This is a genomic window from Psychrobacter sp. 1Y10, assembly GCF_052259005.1.
GTDB classification, from domain to species: domain Bacteria; phylum Pseudomonadota; class Gammaproteobacteria; order Pseudomonadales; family Moraxellaceae; genus Psychrobacter; species Psychrobacter saeujeotis.
The window spans coordinates 205,630-226,365 of the sequence record NZ_JBQQES010000004.1; the positions used below are offsets into that span (position 1 = coordinate 205,630).

The following is a 20,736-nucleotide window of genomic DNA, read 5'->3' on the forward strand; positions in this document are numbered from 1 at the left end:
AAATATATACACTTATACAAAATTCTGATATTTTGTAAATAGATTGTAATTTAAACTTACGAAATTTGTATTTAGAAATGCAACTTCAATTGCTTAGAAATAATTATTAAAATTTATTCAAAAATAAAGGTATGTGATGAGAAATAACTAACAAGGATGTTAATATTATGAGATTCATTATAGTAATGTTAGTTTCGGCTCTTTTGTCTGGTTGCTCAACACTTGGAAAAATTACAACAAATAGTGAAAAAGGCAGGTATTTTTGGTGCAATGATAGATACCTTCATAAGTTAGATTCTCCTTTTGGTAAGGAACATCTTAAAGTAGCTGAGAGAGGTTATATATATGCATTGGCTAGTTCATTAGTACTTCAGGGTCAAGATAAAATAACACAAGAAAGCAAAGACCATTTTTTTCAAATACCCTCTTATTTAGAAGTACATCACTGGCCTAAGTCAGACAAGTCTGGCTTTGGCGTTGGGACATTTAAGCTATATGAAACATCTGATAAAATAAAGCTTAAAGAAATAATAATTGCATTCACTGGCTCAAATCAGAAACGTGACTGGATATTTACAAACTTACTTTTTAGTAAAAAACAGTACAAATTAGCAGAAGAATACGTTCTACAAATAGCGGAAGCAAATCCAAACACTAGAATTGTTGTTGCAGGTTATTCACTCGGTGCAGGATTAGCAGTTCATGTTACTAAAAAAGATTCAACAAAATATAAGATAGCTGAGGCTTGGGCCTTGAATCCAAGTCCAAAAACTTATACACATGGAAAATCAGACAATAAAATATGGTTGGCATCAACTGATAATGAAGTATTGAAAATAGTAAGAAGCCCGTTTTTTCATAGATGGCCTGGAGTTGATAATATTGGTGCACCTGAAGATCAGACTGCTGAAGAATACAATCTGATAAGATCAATGGGTATCTACTCACATTACAGATGGGTTCTTACACGCAATATGCTTTGGGTTGCTGACCTATCTATATATAACCGCACAAAAGCTGATATGACTGAACCATTAAAGATAATTAAAAACTCAAGTTTTAAATCTTGCCAACAATATATTAATTAGGAATGAGTGAGAGTTGGTTGACAGAACTTAGTTCACTTTACCTTCCTCAAATCTATTATCTTCGTTCAATTCGGCGTCTGGCGAAAGAACTTGACCATAATCTCATAAATATCAGGATAAGCGTCTATCAGTTTTTGCGGGGTCTCAAAAAATACTTCGCTAAGTACCGCAAAGAACTCAGCCGGATTGGTCGCACCGTAGCGATCCAAGCCTGATTTACGATGCTTTTGAAAGTCTTCAAAGTCGCGGCTCATAATTGTCGTCCAGCGCGTTGGATCCATATCCGGCTGCATGGGCGGGAAGCCATTGGCGCGGCCATTAAGCATATCAAGCTTATGCACAAACTCGTGAATGACGACATTATGACCATCGCGCTCGCCTGAATGCTTGGCATCCTTCCATGATAAAACCACAGGTCCACGCTGCCACGCCTCCCCGCTTCGATGTTGCTGGCCTTCATGAACAATACCAAACTCATCTACTGTTTTGGTCTCACTTTTGTATGAACCAGGATAGATGATGACTGACGACCAGCCAGCGTACCACTCAAGTCCTAAATTTAAGATAGGCAGACAAGCTTGCAAGGCAATAGACTGCTTAACAGCATCGGTAATCTCAAAGCCTTGAGCGCCGTTAATAGATTTGTCGTCCAAAAACAATGTCGCCAAATCAAACAAACGAGATATCTCATCCTTGTCTAGTCTATCGAGTATCACAATACGCTTGGCAGCTTGCATCCAGTCAGCCTCGGTAAATTCGCTATTATCCAGTATTCGCTGCTCGCGCCAGTCTTTTATTATTTCAAACATATTGATTTTCCTTAACGTTAACGTTTAAACCATGTTTATCCCATCTATTCACTGCACAATGTTATCAAACAAACTGAGAGCAGCGATGATATTTATATAGTGCTTGATATCGTTGTGATTTAACGTGTGCAAATATGCCAGCGCCCTGCTCTATTTTTCATCTTTTAAAAGTAAAGCCTAATATATGTGCCTTAAAAATATAAGGATCAAAAAGCTGTATGTTTTAGTCTAAAATGATTCATTACGTTGAGCTTACCTTTTTCAAAAAAACTTAAATTAAAAATTACATTGTAATATATCTCTCTTCTATCAAAGCGTCTATGATTAAAGTAAATGTCCTACAGCTTCGCATAAAGCTTTTATCTTTTATAACAATAAACCGTTTTGCTTTAGCTACTACCTGTGCCACTTTGACTTTGCGCAACCCTCATTCATAAATGGCTTTAATAACATTCATATAGCTTTTTAATGGACATAAATATAAAGATATTGCTAAGGAGCTTTTCGATGGTATCAACGATTGACTTAAATTCAGATATGGGAGAAGGATTTGGCGCTTGGACGATTGGCGACGGGGTCGATCCCGATATCATGCCACTTATTAGCTCAGCCAATATTGCCGCAGGTTTTCACGCCGGCGACCCCTCTATTATGGCTGAGACGCTGCGGCTGGCAGCGCGCCATGAAGTATGCATTGGTGTCCATCCAGGTTTTCGTGACTTGGTCGGCTTTGGACGTCGCCATATCTTAGCATCTGCTGATGAACTGGTGAATGATGCATTGTACCAATTAGGTGCTCTACGAGAACTTGCTCATCTTAAAGGTCTAAAGATGCATCATTTCAAACTGCATGGCGCATTATTTATGCACGCAGCACGAGATGAAGAATTTGCTGAAAAGCTAACTTCTGCCCTAGCAATTGTCGCTCCCAACTTAGCTATTTACTGCTTGGCAGACACAACAATTGATCATGCAGCAAAAAATGCTGGGTTACATAGAGTGCATGAGTTTTATGCAGATCGTGATTACGACGATGAAGGAAATCTTGTGTTTGTGCGCAAGATCAAGCCACTTGATCCTAAGCGTGTGGCACAAAAAGTATTACGTGCCTGCCAGCATAATGAAGTAGAGTCAATTAATGGCCAGCTATTAACGGTTAAATTCGATTCTGTATGTATTCACAGTGACACTCCAGGCGCCCTTTCACTGATAAAAGCAGTACGAGCAGCTCTTGATAACGCGGGTATCGAGGTAGCGGCTCCTTAACTTAACTTTCATTAATAATAATTTCAAGGAAGAAGGAAAATCATCATGAAAAATCTCGAAATTGAAGAATTAACTATTGCTGATATGCAGACGCACCTTAAGAATGGATCGCTTACTGTACGAGGCTTGGTTGAAGCATACCTCGACCGAATCGAAGCCATTGACAGATCTGGTCCTACTCTTAACTCTATCATTACTATTAATCCACTCGCGCTCGATGAAGCCGATCGCCTTGATTCACATTTTGCAGAAACAGGAGAGTTTGTTGGGGCGTTGCATGGCGTACCGGTGCTTGTAAAAGATCAGATAGAAACCAAAGAAATGATGACGACCTTTGGTTCTATCGCTCAAGACGGCTACCAACCAAAAGACGACGCAACCGTTGTCAAAAAAATCAAAGCAGCAGGTGCTATTATCCTTGCTAAGACAGTATTGCCAGATTTTGCATCATCATGGTTTGGCTTCTGCTCAAAACAAGGCGAAACCAAAAATCCTTATGTTTTGTCACATGATCCAGGCGGCTCTAGTAGTGGTACAGCTGCTGGGATAGCGGCGAATCTAGGGTTGGTTGGAGTTGGCGAAGATACTGGTGGCTCTATACGTCTGCCAGCCAGTTTTACCAATCTTGTTGGTGTCCGTGTCACACCAGGCCTGATCAGTCGCGACGGCACCTCACCGCTTGTGGTATTTCAAGACACAGCAGGACCGATGGCGCGTACCGTTACAGATGCTGCTCTTCTTTTAGATGCAATGGTAGGCTATGATCCAAAAGATGAATATACTACTGCCGCGAGTATTGCCAATCATCAAGGCAGCTATACGGATGCGATGGATATTAACAGTCTAAAAAATGCACGTCTGGGCGTTGTCCGTAATGCTTATGGCTCAAATGACAATAATGAGTCAGCAGAAGTTAATCAGATTATCGACTCAGCGCTTGAACAAGCAAAGAGCGCTGGTGCAGAACTAATTGACGTTGAAATTCCAGATATGATGGAGCACATTACTGAAACCTCCTTATATGGTTCGCATTCGCGACACGACATTAATGAATTTTTAGCCTCACGTGAGAATATGCCAATCAAAAGCCTTGAAGAAATCAAAGAAAAGGGCTTGTTTCACCCTGTGCTGGACCTTTTAATTGATATCTTTGAGGGGCCAGTAAACCCAGAAGATGAGCCTGATTATTTCAAAAAACTTGCCGCTCGTGACAAATTCCAGCGCCTAGTTGCCGGAATCGTTGCAAAAAACAACTTAGATGCACTGGTATTTCCTTGCATTCAGATTCTGCCACCATCGAAACAAGATGTCCGTGATGGCAAGCATCAAGTATTAACTTTCCCAACAAATACTTTGATTGCTTCACAAACTTGGATGCCATCGATTTGTTTGCCTGCTGGATTTAGTAAAAATGGGTTACCCGTGGGTATGGAGCTGGTTGTTTTGCCCTATCACGAGCCTGATTTATTCCGATTGGGTTATGCGTTTGAACAAGCTAACAATGTACGTCAAACGCCTAAGTATTTATGATTTTCTAATTTTAAGACTCGCTTTAACGGCTATAGTACTGAGTTACTTAAATGCAATGATCTACTCGATAATTTTCACCATCTGCAGCAGTTGTCGAAAATACTGCGACAACTGCTTATTTATCCAGCTTACCTTTTTTAAAGACATTGTTAGTTTGATTAATACTAATAACACTACACCAATAAAAAGGGTGCGGTACGACTAGTCTTGGACTGCGCCACCTCAATAGGCGTGCCTTGAGCAACGATAGATCCACCCGCATCCCCTGCCCCTGGACCAATATCAATAATCCAGTCGCTATTGCTGGCCACTTGCATATCGTGCTCAACCATAATGACAGTATTGCCCGCCTCGACGAGCGCATTCAATTGCGCCATTAGCATCGACACATCGGCAGGATGCAGACCGATGGTCGGCTCATCCAAGATATAGAGCGTATCACCACGCTGGGTACGTTGTAACTCGGTGGCAAGCTTGATACGCTGCGCCTCCCCGCCCGACAGTTCAGTCGCTGGCTGCCCCAGACGCAAGTAGCCAAGACCAACTTGCAAGAGAGCATCTAAAGCACGTAATATCGAGGCTTCTCCGTCAAAAAACGCATAAGCGGCTTCTACCGTTAGATCCAGTACTTCAGCGATGTTTTTATCTCGGTAAGTGATCGCCAGCGTGTCATTATCATAGCGCTGACCGTGACAAACTTGGCAAGGCGCATAAACACTCGGCAAAAATAGCAGCTCGACACTGACAAACCCTAGCCCTTCACAGTTGGGGCAACGACCCTTTGGCGTGTTAAATGAAAAACGGCCCGCATCATAACCGCGCGCTTTGGCCTCTGCCGTTGCCACAAACAATTTACGGACATCATCAAACAGCCCTGTATAGGTCGCAAGGTTTGAGCGCGGCGTACGGCCAATGGCTTTTTGATTGATATCAATAAGGCGGCTGACCTTGTCCATGCCAACAATTATTTTGCCTTTAGTAACCGTCTCAAACTCCTGCTCTAACAAATCCGCTTCATCCGCTGGCGCGTCTGCACTGGATTTTTTTCCTAATGCCTCATTGACCAGCTCAACTAGAGCTTGACTGACCAAGCTTGATTTGCCTGATCCCGATACGCCAGTCACACAGCTCATAACCCCTAGTGGCAACTCAATACTTAACCCTTGGATATTGTTACGCTCTATATCAGCAAGCTTTAGCCAAGCGTTAGGTTTTCTAAGCGGTTGTTTGTGTGTCGTCTCTTTATCGGTAAAGAGATATTGCGCCGTTGTTGATGCAGCAACCTTGCGCAAACCCTCTACAGGTCCGCTATAGACAATCTCGCCGCCATGCGTACCTGCCTGTGGCCCGACATCGACCACCCAATCGGCATGACGAATAACGCTCACATCATGTTCAACGACAAACACTGAATTGCCAGCGGCAATAAGCTCATCCAATGCACCGAGTAGTGCTTGCGTGTCGGCAGGATGCAGACCTGCGGATGGCTCATCAAGCACATATACCACGCCAAACAGCTGCGAGCGTATTTGCGTGGCCAGACGCAAGCGCTGTAGCTCCCCTGGCGATAAGGTCGGTGTTGTGCGCTCAAGCGATAAGTAACCTAAGCCGAGCCTCGTTAGTGCCTCAACACGCGCTAAAATGTCGCTAGCGATCCGCTGTGCGACGATGGCTTTTTCGCGGTTGGGGGTGTCATCTTCGATTTTTGTATGCGCTGTTTTTTCCAGCGTTAACGCCAAATCGGTTAAAGTAAGTTGCGACAGCTCGCCGATATCCAGCCCTGCAAACTTTACTGATAGCGATTCTTTTTTAAGCTTTTTACCGTGACACTCTGGGCATACAGATATTTGCATAAACTGCGAGACCCGTTTTTTGACCCGTGGGCTTTGCGTGGTGGTAAAGGCATTTAAAATAAAGTTTTTGGCACTGATATACGTGCCCATATAATTGGGCTTCTCTCCTTTTTCAATTGCAGCACGCGTTTGCGTCACATTGTATTCAGGATAGACTGGTACCGTTGGCGTTTCATCAGTAAACAAAATCCAATCGCGAGACTTTTTGGGCAATTTGTGCCACGGCGTATCGATATCATAGCCAAACGTGGTCAATATCCGGCTCAAGTTTTGTCCTTGCCAAGCGCCGGGCCATGACGCAATCGCCCGCTCACGAATGGACTTGGTACTATCAGGCACCATCAAATCTTCGGTCACATCAAACACTCGGCCAATACCAGAGCACGCTCGGCATGCACCTTCTGGCGTATTGGGCGAAAATGCATCAGCGTAGAGCATGTCTTGATCTGCTGGGTACTCGCCAGCTCGTGAGTACAACATCCGCAAGCCGTTCGATATGGTCGTGACACTGCCAACGGAGGAGCGTACAGAGGGTGTGCCGCGCTGCTGCTGTAAGGCGACTGCGGGTGGCAGGCCTTCTATGGCATCGACATCTGGCTCGTCCACTTGATCGATCAAACGCCTTGCATACGGTGACACCGAATCCAGATAACGGCGCTGTGATTCGGCGAACAAAGTCCCAAACGCCAGCGATGACTTGCCTGAGCCTGATATACCCGTGAACACCACAAGTGCATCACGTGGCAAGTCAACATCGACGTTTTTTAGATTATGGACACGTGCGCCTCGGACTTGAACGTGATTATTTGGTTGCCTGCTCCGTTGATGATTGGGAGTGCTATAAAGATCGTGGAAGTTTGTGTTATTGTACTTGGCCATACCGCAGTCTTTCCTCTTAACTCATTGTTATTATAAGATTTGATTCACAAGAGGTTAACACACCTTGATTGTAGCCTATGGCTCGGCTTACGTATTCATAGTATAGAGAGACAAAACGATAACTTGAAACTAAAAAGAATATAAAAATAGCGCGCTAAAGACATCTTTAGCGCGCTATTTATTTACAAGTCAATGCGTTTATAACTTATGACGCGTAATTATTAATAACTATTAATAATCATGAGTACCACGAATGGGATAGTCTTTGTCTCTGATAAACGCCAAACCTTCTGCAAGTGTTTCAAGATCGGGTCTTACAAAAGGATTATTTGAGATATCCACGACCTGAATATCCCCTTTGTCGTTGACCACGTAGATACCAGGTTCAGCGAACGGATGATCGGTTTCTTTTTCTGAGCGCGGATTAGAGATATAAAGCCCCAGCGTTTTCATTTGCTCGACGCTCAAGCCATAAGCAATCGGGAAATCGATATCTATATCGTCAAAATGGCTTTCTAGCTGCTCTTTACTGTCGCCAGATACCGCAATGATATCGACACCTGTTTTATAAAAAGACGTTTTTCTAGTCTCAAGCTCATTGAGGTATTTGGTGCACATCGGACAATGCTGACCGCGATAAATAACGACCAGTTTCCAATCATGACCATGGGCCGGCTTCCCCAATGACTGCATCCCACCGTTATATAGCTGTACTTCCATCTCAGGAAACTTGGTACCAGAAAGCAATTTTTGATTGTAAGATGCTTGCATAATTTTATCCTTATATATTCTCATTATTGTAACTTTGAAGATTGATTTTGACCAATCGTTCAACATCTCACCAACGATGGTATAACTAAAAAGCCGACAGTTAAGTCGACTTTTTGTTATGAAATGATACGTATTGGCAATCTATAGAGATATTTTTAATCTCACCCCACCACCAGCCGCATCATCTGCGTACTGATATAACCGCCAAAGGTGCCGACCGCATAACCAAGAATACCCAAAAACACGCCTACAGGTGCCAAGGAAGGATGAAAGGCGGTGGCGACAATTGGTGCTGAGGACGCGCCGCCTGTATTGGCGTTGGAGCCGACTGCCAAAAAGAAAAACGGCGCACGAATGAGCCTAGCGACAGCAAAGACAATCACTACGTGAATACTCATCCATAGCAGACCAATGAGCAGCAGTCGCCACTGTGAGACGATGCCCGCCAGATTGATTTGCATACCGATAGCCGCGATGAGTACGAAGATAAACACCGTACCGATTTTGGAAGCACCCACATGATCAAGCCGGCGAACTTTGGTAAAGGAAAAAATCACCCCTATGATGGTAATGATGACCACCATCCAAAAGAAGCTGCTGGCAAAGCTATATTGTACTGCCCAACTATAGGGCGCAAAGAATTCTGCGATTTGCCCACCGATAAAGTGTGCCACTCCTACCATAGCAAAGCATAAGCCGAACATCACCATTAAGTCATTAAGTGTCGCTGGACGTGCATGGTCACGCTCGTAGCTCTCAACCGCTGCAATCACTTTATTAATACTACTGCTATCAGCCCTTAATAAGCGATCTATCTTATCGCTGTGCTTGGCCATGACCAAGATAGCCAATAGCCACAATGAGGCATTGGTCGTATCAACCAAAATCATCATGCCAAACAAATCATCACTGACCCCAAACAATTCTTTCATCGCTGCCTGATTAGCAGCACCGCCAATCCAGCTACCTGCCACTGCTGAAAACCCGCGCCATAACGTATCATCGGTAAACATACTGGGCGATACCCACTTAGCCACACCCAAACTAATCGGACCACTGATAATAATGGCAATACTGGCGGCAAAAAACATCGCAATGGCTTTCCAGCCTAAGCCCAGTATCTTGGGTACATCCATCGACAGGGTCATCAGTAGTAAGCTGGCTGGTAACAAGTAGGTAGCGGTAAAGCCATAAATCTGTGAGCCAATACCATCAGCAAAGAAGCCCAAGCTATTCAACGTCGCCGGTATAAAGCAGCACAATACGATACCGGGCAATACAGCATAAAAACGTCGCCAAAACTTACTGGGCAATCCTTGGGTATAAAATACCAAGCCTATAATGGCCATGATAATACCAAATGCTAGTGGCAAACTATCAATTGCAAAACTTGAGGTAGCGGGCATCAAGGGGCTCCGAAGTGTGCGATTTATCAAAGTTTGTCAGTATAGACAAGGCAAAAAATAGGTGCAAGCTGCTATTTGGCCAAATCCTAAATTGAATAGACACAAAAAAGCCAGATAACACGTATCTGGCTTTTTCCGGCTTTACTATAGGGCTAAATGAGCGGCTTTACTATAAACCGTGATTAGCCGTTAGAGCTAACGTTATTACGAGTTTCTACCACGATTGCCACCAGTTGGACGACCTTGACCACGGCTGTCAGAACGATTGGCTGGACGACCTTGGCTACCACTTGGACGACCGCGACCAGAGGCGGCACGTTCACCGCGCGGCGCGCTATTACCGTCACCGCGGTTAGGGCCACTGCGTTTACCTTGGTATGGTTTGCCGCCTGAGCGCTCATTTGGTTTGCCTTGATAGCCACTGTCGTTGCTGGCGCGTTGACCAGTCGCTGCGCGATCACTTGAACGACCACCGGTGGACTTGCCAGCATAACCGCCGCTTGAACGGCCACGGCCTTGACCACCACCGTTAGAGCGTCCGCGACCACGGCCACGCCCTTTACCTTTGTTTTCACTCGGTACATAAGTTTTCTTTGGCTCCATGCCTTCAATGACACAGACTTCCATCTTACGATCTAAGTAGCGGTTGATAGCGTTTAGCTGTGGACGATCATCCATACTACATAAGCTAATAGCCACACCAGTACGACCTGCACGGCCACAACGGCCGATACGGTGGACGTAGTCTTCTGTTTGACGCGGCAAATCGTAGTTGATGACGTGTGAGATGGCTGGTACGTCTAAACCACGGGCTGCAACATCAGTCGCTACCAAGATTTTGCACTTGCCATTACGCAAGTCTTGCACAATACGGTTACGCTTACTTTGTGGTAAGTCACCATGTAGGAAGCTGGCTTTATGACCTTGTTCTTGTAACGATTTGGCCAATTTTTCCGTACTACGTTTGGTCGCTGCAAAGATGATAATTTGGTCCATCTCTGGTTGACAAACAATTTTATCAAGCAAACTATTTTTATGATTAAAATCATCACAGTAATACACTTTTTCTTCAATGTGTGCTGATTCAACTTTGATTGACACACGCTCAGGATTTTTAGTAAAGCTTGCAGCAATTTTGCCGACCGGGCCGTCCCAAGTCGCTGAACACATAATCGTCTGACGATCCGTTGGTGCCGCACTCAAGATATCACTAATGTCATCAGCAAAACCCATGTCTAGCATGCGGTCCGCTTCATCCAGCACGAGTACTTCAAGGTTTGATAAATCAACACGGCCTGCTTTGATATGGTCAAGTAAACGACCTGGTGTGGCGACAATGACCTGTACGCCTTTTCTTAACGCTGTGATCTGACCGTTGTATGGTGCGCCGCCAACCAATGGCACGCAAAATAGACCGCGCATGTCTTTAGAGTACGTACGCACACTGTCATGCACTTGTTGGGCAAGCTCGCGTGTTGGCGTTAGAATAAGGGCTTTGGTGAGCTTATCAAAGCTGGTAGCACGGCTCAAACGATCCAGTACTGGGATGACGAATGCCGCCGTTTTACCACTACCGGTTTGCGCCGACAATAATAAATCACGGCCTTGTAGGGCAAAAGGAATGGCTTGTGCTTGAATAGGGGTTGGGTTGGTATAACCAACGCGATCAAGCGCTGTCAAAATTGGCTTGGCAATATTAAGGTCAGTAAAGGTAACTTGATCTTCTTTGGCAGCAGTAGCCGCTTGATTATCAGTATCAGAGGTGTCGGTATTTGCAGTAACAGTATTTTCGATGATGCCGTTTTCAGCGGCAATGGTAGATAAGATATCAGTCATGAGAATCCTTGGTAAGTATAAGCTGCTGCACATTCAGCAAGCTTGATGCATACCACTGATAACCGTTCATCACGCTGCTTTTATCGACCATTACCGAAACACAAAAAAGTGTCGATAATCAAAAGCCAAGCCAATAAAGCTTAGAGCCTCTACAATAAATGCGTGCGTGCTGTCTGACGTATTTTGGTGGTAGTGCCGAGTGTCTTATCCTTGTCTGATACAAGCGCATTATCGATACTTTATCCAAAGCAGATAAGGGCGAATAACAACCAATCTAGCCCATACTCATGGGTCAGTAGATAAGATATGAGTCAAAAATAACTGACATATTATAAAGGTTATTTAAGTACACAAAATCATCGGCAACAATTACTAATGGTCAATCCTAGACCCAAAATCGCAGGCGATGTTATCAATCTCATAATTCACGAAAGCCTATGCTAACGTGGCGACGCAGTATAGCACAATGAAACGGCTATCAATACCTATTTTTTAATGTATTGGCAAAAACATAATGTTTGCAAGTTAAAAACAGGGTTTTATGAATCTATAGAGCTTAACGCAGGGTGTTGACCTCAGATACATAAGTTGGCAGTTGCCATGCCCCGCCCGCTTCAATCATACGGCACAGCCCTGTACTACTCTCATGACTTTTTACAAAACTCTTACCCGTCCATATCCAATCAATTTTATTTAAGCAATCACCAATACCGCGGCCTTTTTGTACAGAGCTGATCTTACCGTTTGTATAATCAGTCGCCTCAGTGGTTATTAGCACCGGGTTATAAGGTTTTTTATCATTGATTAGCCACATTCCTGTTCCCGCATTATAAGCACCCATCCAGCAGTTATGTTGGATTAGCAATTGTGACCCATTCAGACGACTGATTCGCCAAGGTGATTTGTCTGTTAAATTTGGGCAGTCAGTATCTACATTGGCTATGGTGCCTCTTGTCAATGCCGATAACTGTGAGGACTTCATACTAAACTTCTCTTTACGGCTTGATGTGGCCCTGATGTTAGGCACTATTAAACGCAGCTGAGGAGCAGGTTTGGGTGGTAGTACATTACTGTTAGACTTGCTTGTGCCATTGGTACTGACTAGCGCACTAGGTGTCCCTACTCGCCCTTGTGCTTCATCAGCTTTTATCATCACCGCCGTTGCGCCCTTATCAGACAACTCCCAACGCGCGTTGCGCATGACCAGTTCAATCTTACTAGATTTGGTCAACGCTTCAAGCAATGCTGAAACTTGGGTGGTAGTAAGCTCGGCATCACCTGCAACTGTTGAAAAAGGCTTGGTTTCTCCCAAATCTTTACCATCAATAAATAACGACATACGGTGGCGATTACCCAGTTGTAGCAGCGCTTTGGTAGAGCTCTCTTTGGTTCCGCCAAGCTTGACTTTACCCATGACATTAGCATCACTACCTGCACGGCGCATGAGTAATATTGATATAGGAAGCTCGCTATTTTCTGCTTGATAACCTGCTAGCCGGCAAGTACGCGTATTGTCACAAGCCACTTGCCAGTCTTGATGCGTCAGCTCAACCGCTGCGCTACTTATCGAACTTAACGCTATAGCACTGATGGCTACTAGTGTCGACGCTGCTATCTTATTTATAGGGAAAATACTTTTTAAAGAGGCGCGGCTATGTGCTTTGTCCCAAGAAGTACCCATTATCCAAGCCAATTTATTCTTATTATTTTTGTACTGCATACCAGTATTGCCCACAGTCCTATTTGACTGTATAGGCTTATAAAATAAACCTTTCATAACTCTCACTCATCAACAGAGGAAATATAAAACTGTAGCATTGATGACCACAGCTAATTATTGTCTTAGCCCACTGACGTGTCAATTTGTTATTACAATGTATCATTGTGTAATGCCATAAGCAAACAACTTTCAACCAGTTATCATTAATATTTCAATCAGTTAGTAATAAAAAAGCCAATCAGTATGGTGCTGATTGGCTTACAGGTTTTCTTCTACCTAAAATACAAATTATGTCTAAAAACAACCAATGTAGGAGCCGCTATTAGATAATAATTGAATTAAATACCACAAAACGTCAATCATCAAAATTATATTAAATTGAAAATAATAAGTTATTTAAACGATGGCTTTTAATGACAGGTCAACCGCTTTTTTTACTGCTGGACGTTCAGCGATATTTTGTGCCCAGCGTTTGACATGCTCATACTCATCCACTTGTAAGAACTCAGCGGCATCATAGAGCTTGCCAAGCACCAACTGTCCATACCATGCCCAAATAATCATATCAGCGATATTGTAATCGGCATCGTCATTACCGCCCATGTATTTGTGGTCTTTTAAGTGCTTGTCTAATACGTCAAGCTGACGTTTAACCTCCATCGTATAGCGATTGATCGGATACTCTAATGGCTTTGGTGCATAGGCATAAAAATGTCCAAAACCGCCCCCTAAGAAAGGCGCACTGCCCATCTGCCACATGACCCAAGACAAGCAGTCTGCACGCGCTTTACCTAAGGATAAAGGAATAAATTTGCCAAACTTTTCGGCCAGATACATTAAAATAGCCCCAGACTCAAAGATGGCCACAGGCTCGTCAGCTTCACGATTAGAATGATCGACTAAAGCTGGTATTTTTGAATTGGGGTTGATGTCCACAAAGCCTGAGCCAAACTGCATACCCTCAGAAATGTCAATTTTATAGGCATCGTACTCGGCGCCTTTGACGCCCAGCTCAGCCAGCTCTTCTAAAAGGATATTTACCTTGACACCATTTGGGGTATTAAGTGAATATAGCTGCAGGGGTGCATCGCCTACAGGTAATGCTTGCTCGTAACGCGCGCCTGCGGTTGGACGATTAATATTAGCAAACTTGCCACCGTTGTCTTTGTCTTGTACCCAAACCTTGGGCGGTGTGTAAGCCGCGTTCTGCTCGTCAGTATTGTTGTTAGAATGGTTGTTATCCTGACTCATAATATATCCTTAATTTGCGTTTATTAATTTACGTTATCGATGTTTTATCAACTCATGTTTTTTGTCTATTTTTTACGTAAGCATCAAGCCAAGGTTCACTATAGCGAAAAATTAACGGCATATTAAAGTCCTCTCTTGTAATCAATCTAGCGCTTCAAACATGACCTTTTATAAAATACTACCTTGATTTACTATTATTGTGAGCCGCTCTTTCTTATACTACTCAGCTTGCACCGCTTAACAGGCCGTTTTGCTTGTCTTAAAATCAAAAATCCAATGAGAGTGACATGGTAACGCTAACCCCAACGCAAGAAAAATACCTGCCCTATGTGTTAGCGGTAGCGCTGTTTATGCAAATCCTAGATGCTACTATCCTAAACACCTCGCTACCGCAAATGGCTCAAGCACTAGGCGAGTCGCCACTTAAAATGCAATGGGCGGTCATTAGTTACGCGTTAACATTAGCGATTTTTATACCTATTAGTGGTTTTTTGGCTGACAAATACGGCACACGTCGCATCTTTTTGACTGCCATTGTCATATTTTCTATCGGCTCAGTACTGTGCGCCGCATCCCCAACGTTAGACTTTTTGATAGGTTCGCGGGTGATTCAAGGGATTGGGGGCGCCATGATGACGCCGGTTGCACGCTTAATACTGGTCAAGTCTTATCCACGTAATAAACTACTGACCGTCATGAATTTTGCGGTGATACCAGCATTGGTTGCGCCACTCGTGGGACCAGTGCTGGGTGGCTATATTGTTCAGTATGCCAGCTGGCATTGGATATTCTTGATTAATATTCCGATGGGTATTTTAGGGTTTGTCATGGGTAAAAAGCTGGTGCCCGCTTTGTTTGAAGACACCAAACGCCTTGATTGGCTAGGCTTTGGGTTGTTTGCAGCAGCAGCTTGCGGCTTCACTCTTGCTGTAGAATTTGGCTCGCAAGTTGGGCGCGGTATATATGGCCTCTTATTGGCTGTAGCAGCAAGTGTATTATTAGGCGCTTATGTGGCACATGCTAAACGCCGCGCAGCACCCCTGTTTCCGCTTACTCTATTTGATATTCGCACCTTTCGCATCGGTATTACAGGCAATTTATTTACCCGTTTGGGCATCAGTGCTGTGCCGTTCTTACTGCCTTTATTGTTACAAGTGGTATTTGAGTACTCGCCATCACAAGCAGGTTGGTTACTCGCCCCTATTGCTATCGGAGCCATCGGTATTAAACCTTGGGTCAGTAAAATTATCCAGCGGTTTAGCTACCGTAAGGTTTTGGTATTAAATACTTTATTAATCGGCCTATTAATTATCGTGTTAGCACAGTTCGATAACCCTGATAATTGGCTATGGTTCATACCTCTTCTCATCATGATGGGTGCGTGTAATTCCATGCAATTTAGTGCGATGAACACCATTACTATCGGCGACCTAGAAGGCGCACAGACCAGTAGTGGTAATAGCCTAATGGCCGTCAATCAGCAGCTAGCAATTAGCTTTGGTATTGCTTTTGGGGCAGCGGTGCTCAACCTGCTGCGTGAGCGCTTTGAGCTTGATACCTTGGCGGCGTTTCAAACGACTTATTGGGTACTTGGCGTGTTAACCATTCTCTCGGGATTATACTTTTTACGACTCAAGCCTGAAGATGGTCGCGGTTTATACTAACAACCGTAATGTCTAACTCTCTCAAACCCATCGATGTTATGGGTGCTGTAAACGGCATACTCTAAAATCATAAACATAAGACATAAAAATGCCAGCCTAACCTTAGATATATATCCAAAGACAGGCTGGCAAAAATAGTCTATTCATAATAAAACTAACGCAGTGTTAGACGCTGAGCATCTTATAGCGCGTCATCATCATGCATTTGCGATTGGATATAGCGCTCGACCCCAATACTCTGTATCAGATCTTCTTGAGTCTCCAACCAGTCGTCATATTCTTCATTACCATCTTTTAGAGTGACCAACAGCTGGCGCGATACATAGTCACGATGCGTTTCGCACAATGTAATCGCATCAGTGATGATAGTAAACTTTTGCCTTTCTAAACGCAGATTACACTCGATCATCTCAGGTACATCTTCTGCAAGAAACATCTTGCCATAATCTTGTAAGTTTGGCAGACCGCCTAATAACAAAATACGTGCAATCAAGTCATCCGACCACTTCATCTCAGCGATAGACTGTTTGTAACAGTTGTCGTTTAACGCTTCAAGCCCCCAATGACGAGCGATGCGTGCATGCAAAAAGTACTGATTGATCGCAATTAATGACTGTCCGAGTACTTTATTTAAGGCGCGAATGACCTCTTTATCCCCTTTCATATTTTCTCTCCCTAATCTATTCAATCTATTAATACATGCTCTAATTATTGCAACTCAGTATGACAATACTAGACAATATCAGAAGACACTTCCGCCATTTGGCTTTGCAGATAGTTAGGTAGTCCGATCATATCGATAAGGCGTAGCTGCTGCTCTAACCAATGTGCATGATCTTCTTCAGTATCTTTGAGCTGCTCAACCAACATCTCACGGGTCACATAATCCTGCTCTTCTTCACACAGCGCAATACCGCCTTTTAGATGCTGCTGCACCTCATACTCTAAATCAAGATCATATTGCAGCATCTCAGGAACAGTGCTACCGACTTTAATCTCATTAACGGTCATTTTTGGCGTACCGCTGAGCATCAAAATACGGCGAATAATAGCCTGCGCATGCAAAGTTTCATCTTCCATTTCATGATGGATACGGTCATATAGCTTACCGTAATGCCACTCAGCATACATCTCTGAATGGATAAAATACTGGTCACGGGCTGCAAGCTCACCGCCCAGTAAGAAATTTAAATAATCAATGACTTTTTGGCTGCCTATCATAACGCGTACTCCTATTCCTATACTCATTCGATTTTTTATTTATTCTAAGATGGTTCTGTTAATACAAAAAAATGTATTTATCAGTCGTTTATTGACCTTCAACTATATCCAATATATGGCTAAAGTATCTAACAGCGTTAGTGAAATATACTAGCACAAAGGCAGGATAAGGGGTGTAACGTTATGAACTAGGAATAAGATGTCAGTTGAGAATAATAACTAACATCATTGTAAGAGTGACTGTAAAGAATCAGATGACGCTTAAACATAATTTGGAATTGTTGATAAAAAGGGGAAAATATTAGGTAGTGGAAAGTTACTACATATGCCTTACCAAGTGTTCATTTTTGGAAACTAATATGCTTTACAACTTATTTGTGTCAATTAACCGTCTTTAATCAAACACTTGCTTTTCATTGGCATAACAATTGCATCATTTAAACCGCATAAGCCAATATATCGAGCTTGGCATGATGCTCGTTTAAATAGTCATTCACCATGGGTTCACAGCATCCACAACAAGTAGCAACATCAAGAGAGTCTTTTAAACCCTCAAGGGTATCGACTCCTGAAGCGATAGCCGCTTGAATTTGCTTCTCTTTTACATCGTTACAGATACATACATACATAGTTTGCTCCTATCACTATAGCTAGTTAGTATTGTTTATAATAACGATAATTATTACCATTTACAATGACTGTTTTGACAACAATTTTCAATAACGATTTATTTGGTGTGCCTAATTGGTAGGCGTTGGTAATGCTACAAAAACATAAAAAATAAGTTTACTGATATCAAAATATAGAAAAATATATTTATATATCCGTAAATATTAATATATTGCCGATGAACGGTGTTAAAATACAGACGAGTGGGCATATAAAATATATTTTTACGTATATAAATATATATTTTATGTTATTATTGTTTTCAGTTGCTTAAATGTTTTTTATTGTTCGTTTAGCTTATCATTTATGTATACTTATGTATGAACCGAATGTTCAATTTTGGACTATAGCTGAAGTGATATTGGTTAGCTGACGTTAAATCGACTTTGTTTACAAGACCAATATAATTATGCTTCAAATCTTTTACTAAATGAATGCGTTTTAATGACTCGATTGATTAGATAGTAAGTTATCGGATACTACTGGGTAATGGATTATCTATTTTATTAACTACTCAACTTCTCTCTTATTAAGATGAATAAAATTCATAAGTAAGTGTGACAATCTATTTGGAATATACTCTATGTCTGACAATAATTTTGCTATGCAGCCTCTTGAATTATTTAAAGTACTGTCTGATCCAACTCGTTTGAAGTTGTTCCAGATTTTATTTAATAAAGAGTCACGCTGTGTATGCGAACTGGTAGATCTGCTTGATCAACCGCAGCCTACAGTTTCTCGTCACCTAAACCATCTAAAAAAGCTAGGCATTCTTAGTTGCTCGCGCGAAGGTACATGGATGTGGTATGAAGTGGCTGATGATTTACCAGAGTGGTGTCAAGAAATATTAGAAATTACTTATAACACGCTACAAAGCCAGCCAGAAGCCAGTTAGTAGTCAGCTTTGCTATATGCATCTTTTGCAAATAAAAAAAGACCTATACTATTTAGGTCTTTTTTTATTCTTTATTGAAACGTTTGTTATGGCAAATATAAATTATGCTAAGTCTAAAAAATCACTGACAAAAGCATTGGTTGGATGATGAATCAACTCTTCTGAGGTACCTACCTGCTCTACACGGCCATGATTCATAACCACAATCTCATCGGATACTGCACGTGCCTCTTCTTGATCGTGCGTTACCATAATGCTGGTGATGCCAAGCTCGTGGTGAATGTCTTTTAACCAAGTACGTAGCTCTTTACGTACTTTAGCATCAAGCGCACCAAATGGCTCATCAAGCAGTAACAACTTTGGCTTAACCGCTAAAGCGCGTGCCAACGCAATCCGCTGACGCTGACCACCAGATAGCTGATGTGGGTAAGCATTCGCCAATTGCGGTAACTGAACCAAGTCTAATAGCTCAGCCACACGCTTATTGATATCGGTCTTGCTAGGACGTTCATTCTTTGGTAATAGCGTCAGTCCAAAAGCGATGTTATCCGCGATATTTTTATGTCGAAATAGCGCATAATGCTGAAACATAAAACCAATACGGCGTTTTTGTACTGGCGTATTGGTCACATCAAGCTCATCGAAAAGTATCTGTCCAGAATCTGCATACTCAAGACCAGCAATAATACGTAGCAAGGTGGTTTTACCGCAGCCTGAAGGTCCAAGCAAAGTAGTCAATTTACCAGTAGGAACGGTAATATTAATGTCATCTAAGGCGGTAAAGTTACCAAAGTTTTTATTTACGTTACGAATTTCGATGCTCATAATGGTACCTTTATTTATATTTTGCTTATCGTGGCAAATTGTTTGAGGGCGACAGTATTAATTGTATTCAAGTCGACCATCACCATTTTAGGCCCTATCACCTATACATTCCCTGAGCTGTTAGCGGTCTGTGACGCCGAGGTGTCGGTAGCATTGGCACTCACTGGCAGTTCGGGTGCACTAATCAGCCGTTCGGATTTGGCAAACTTGTGCTCTTGTAATTTGGTCATTACTTGCTGTATGAGCAACGTTACCAAGGCAAGTGCAGCAAGCAAGCTTGATAACGCAAAGGCAGCGGTAAAGTTATAGTCGTTATAAGCGATCTCAACCAGTAGTGGCATGGTATTGGTTTCGCCGCGAATATGACCTGACACTACACTGACAGCGCCAAACTCGCCCATCGCTCGGGCATTGGTCAAAATCAAACCATAAAGTAATGCCCACTTAATATTTGGCAAGGTGACATGCCAAAAAGTCTGCCAACCACTCGCGCCTAAAGTAAGCGCGGCCTGCTCTTCACTATCACCTTGCGTCTGCATGAGCGGTATCAGCTCACGCGCAACGAATGGAAAGGTGACAAATAATGTCGCCAATACAATTCCTGGTACAGCATAAATTACCTGAAAACCCAGGCTCTCAAGCCAGCCGCCAACGGTAGAATTCAGACCAAATAGCAACACAAACATCAAACCTGCGACCACTGGCGATACCGAAAACGGCAAATCAAGTAAGGTGGTGACCAGCTGTTTGCCTTTAAATTGATAACGCGTGACCAGCCAAGCAATCGCAATCCCCATCACCATATTGATCGGTAACACGATACCCGCGGTAATCAATGTCAGCTTGATAGCTTGCAAGGCTTCTGGGTCAATGAGCGAGGCGATATATAACTGCCAGCCATTCTTAAAAGCCTCGTAAAACACTGCCAGTAGTGGTATGACCAACATAACAATCATAAATAAAACCGCAACAGCAATAAAGGTGCGCCGTATCCAAGGCGTGTCTTTGGTTGCAGGATTGCTCTGATAATCATAGCTATTAGATATTTGCATG

17 protein-coding genes are annotated in these 20,736 nt (G+C 42.9%); 5 read left to right on the forward strand and 12 right to left on the reverse strand.

Going from position 1 to position 20,736, the window contains the following annotated elements:
- Window positions 1–167: 167 nt before the first annotated feature.
- On the forward strand, window positions 168–1,088 hold the full coding sequence (locus tag ACTXGH_RS07665; RefSeq protein ID WP_439296646.1) for an alpha/beta hydrolase family protein: 921 nt from the start codon (window positions 168–170) through the stop codon (window positions 1,086–1,088).
- 65 nt (window positions 1,089–1,153) lie between these two features.
- Here ACTXGH_RS07665 and ACTXGH_RS07670 read toward each other — a convergent pair whose 3' ends face one another.
- Window positions 1,154–1,897, reverse strand: coding sequence for a M90 family metallopeptidase (locus ACTXGH_RS07670; protein WP_439296647.1), 744 nt, complete (start codon window positions 1,895–1,897; stop codon window positions 1,154–1,156).
- A 507-nt stretch (window positions 1,898–2,404) separates the two neighbouring features.
- On the opposite strand from ACTXGH_RS07670, the gene ACTXGH_RS07675 reads away from it, so the two are divergent.
- Both ACTXGH_RS07675 and ACTXGH_RS07680 read left to right on the forward strand, forming a co-directional pair.
- Entirely contained in the window at window positions 2,405–3,163 is a 759-nt protein-coding gene (locus ACTXGH_RS07675; protein WP_439296648.1) for a 5-oxoprolinase subunit PxpA, read from the forward strand.
- Between the two features lie 45 nt (window positions 3,164–3,208).
- Window positions 3,209–4,693 carry an amidase gene (locus ACTXGH_RS07680; RefSeq protein WP_439296649.1) on the forward strand — a complete coding sequence of 495 codons (1,485 nt, stop codon included), beginning with the start codon at window positions 3,209–3,211 and terminating at the stop codon, window positions 4,691–4,693.
- A gap of 173 nt (window positions 4,694–4,866) precedes the next feature.
- Here the strand turns inward: ACTXGH_RS07680 and uvrA are convergent, their stop codons facing one another.
- From uvrA to yghU, 6 genes are all read right to left on the reverse strand, one after another.
- Window positions 4,867–7,425 (reverse strand): excinuclease ABC subunit UvrA, encoded by a 2,559-nt coding sequence (gene uvrA / locus ACTXGH_RS07685; protein WP_439296650.1) that lies wholly within the window; start codon window positions 7,423–7,425, stop codon window positions 4,867–4,869.
- Between the two features lie 231 nt (window positions 7,426–7,656).
- A complete protein-coding gene (locus ACTXGH_RS07690) occupies window positions 7,657–8,196 on the reverse strand; it encodes a redoxin domain-containing protein (protein WP_439296651.1) in 540 nt (179 codons plus the stop codon).
- A gap of 161 nt (window positions 8,197–8,357) precedes the next feature.
- Window positions 8,358–9,602: a DUF819 family protein gene (locus tag ACTXGH_RS07695; RefSeq protein WP_439296652.1), complete on the reverse strand. Its 1,245-nt coding sequence runs from the start codon at window positions 9,600–9,602 to the stop codon at window positions 8,358–8,360.
- 204 nt (window positions 9,603–9,806) lie between these two features.
- Window positions 9,807–11,438, reverse strand: a complete 1,632-nt coding sequence (locus ACTXGH_RS07700) for a DEAD/DEAH box helicase (RefSeq protein ID WP_439296653.1) — start codon at window positions 11,436–11,438, stop codon at window positions 9,807–9,809.
- Window positions 11,439–11,994: 556 nt separating this feature from the next.
- On the reverse strand, window positions 11,995–13,215 hold the full coding sequence (locus ACTXGH_RS07705; RefSeq protein ID WP_439296654.1) for a DUF1176 domain-containing protein: 1,221 nt from the start codon (window positions 13,213–13,215) through the stop codon (window positions 11,995–11,997).
- Window positions 13,216–13,554: 339 nt separating this feature from the next.
- Window positions 13,555–14,409, reverse strand: a complete 855-nt coding sequence (gene yghU, locus ACTXGH_RS07710; RefSeq protein WP_439296655.1) for a glutathione-dependent disulfide-bond oxidoreductase — start codon at window positions 14,407–14,409, stop codon at window positions 13,555–13,557.
- A gap of 287 nt (window positions 14,410–14,696) precedes the next feature.
- Between yghU and ACTXGH_RS07715 the strand changes: the two genes are divergently transcribed.
- The gene (locus ACTXGH_RS07715) at window positions 14,697–16,073 is read left to right on the forward strand and encodes a DHA2 family efflux MFS transporter permease subunit (RefSeq protein ID WP_439261326.1); all 1,377 of its coding nucleotides are present in this window, start codon (window positions 14,697–14,699) and stop codon (window positions 16,071–16,073) included.
- Window positions 16,074–16,254: 181 nt separating this feature from the next.
- Here the strand turns inward: ACTXGH_RS07715 and bfr (ACTXGH_RS07720) are convergent, their stop codons facing one another.
- The 3 genes from bfr (ACTXGH_RS07720) to ACTXGH_RS07730 all read right to left on the reverse strand — a co-directional run bounded on the left by bfr (ACTXGH_RS07720) (window position 16,255) and on the right by ACTXGH_RS07730 (window position 17,923).
- Window positions 16,255–16,737 (reverse strand): bacterioferritin, encoded by a 483-nt coding sequence (bfr, locus tag ACTXGH_RS07720; protein WP_439296656.1) that lies wholly within the window; start codon window positions 16,735–16,737, stop codon window positions 16,255–16,257.
- 68 nt (window positions 16,738–16,805) lie between these two features.
- Window positions 16,806–17,294, reverse strand: a complete 489-nt coding sequence (gene bfr, locus ACTXGH_RS07725) for a bacterioferritin (RefSeq protein ID WP_439296657.1) — start codon at window positions 17,292–17,294, stop codon at window positions 16,806–16,808.
- A 437-nt stretch (window positions 17,295–17,731) separates the two neighbouring features.
- Window positions 17,732–17,923: a (2Fe-2S)-binding protein gene (locus ACTXGH_RS07730; protein WP_299220789.1), complete on the reverse strand. Its 192-nt coding sequence runs from the start codon at window positions 17,921–17,923 to the stop codon at window positions 17,732–17,734.
- Window positions 17,924–18,546: 623 nt separating this feature from the next.
- On the opposite strand from ACTXGH_RS07730, the gene ACTXGH_RS07735 reads away from it, so the two are divergent.
- Complete coding sequence (locus tag ACTXGH_RS07735; RefSeq protein ID WP_299220792.1) at window positions 18,547–18,858, forward strand: ArsR/SmtB family transcription factor; 312 nt, start codon at window positions 18,547–18,549, stop codon at window positions 18,856–18,858.
- A 102-nt stretch (window positions 18,859–18,960) separates the two neighbouring features.
- Here ACTXGH_RS07735 and ACTXGH_RS07740 read toward each other — a convergent pair whose 3' ends face one another.
- Complete coding sequence (locus ACTXGH_RS07740) at window positions 18,961–19,683, reverse strand: sulfate/molybdate ABC transporter ATP-binding protein (RefSeq protein WP_299220795.1); 723 nt, start codon at window positions 19,681–19,683, stop codon at window positions 18,961–18,963.
- Window positions 19,684–19,784: 101 nt separating this feature from the next.
- Complete coding sequence (gene cysW, locus ACTXGH_RS07745) at window positions 19,785–20,735, reverse strand: sulfate ABC transporter permease subunit CysW (RefSeq protein ID WP_439296658.1); 951 nt, start codon at window positions 20,733–20,735, stop codon at window positions 19,785–19,787.
- Window position 20,736 lies beyond the last annotated feature (1 nt).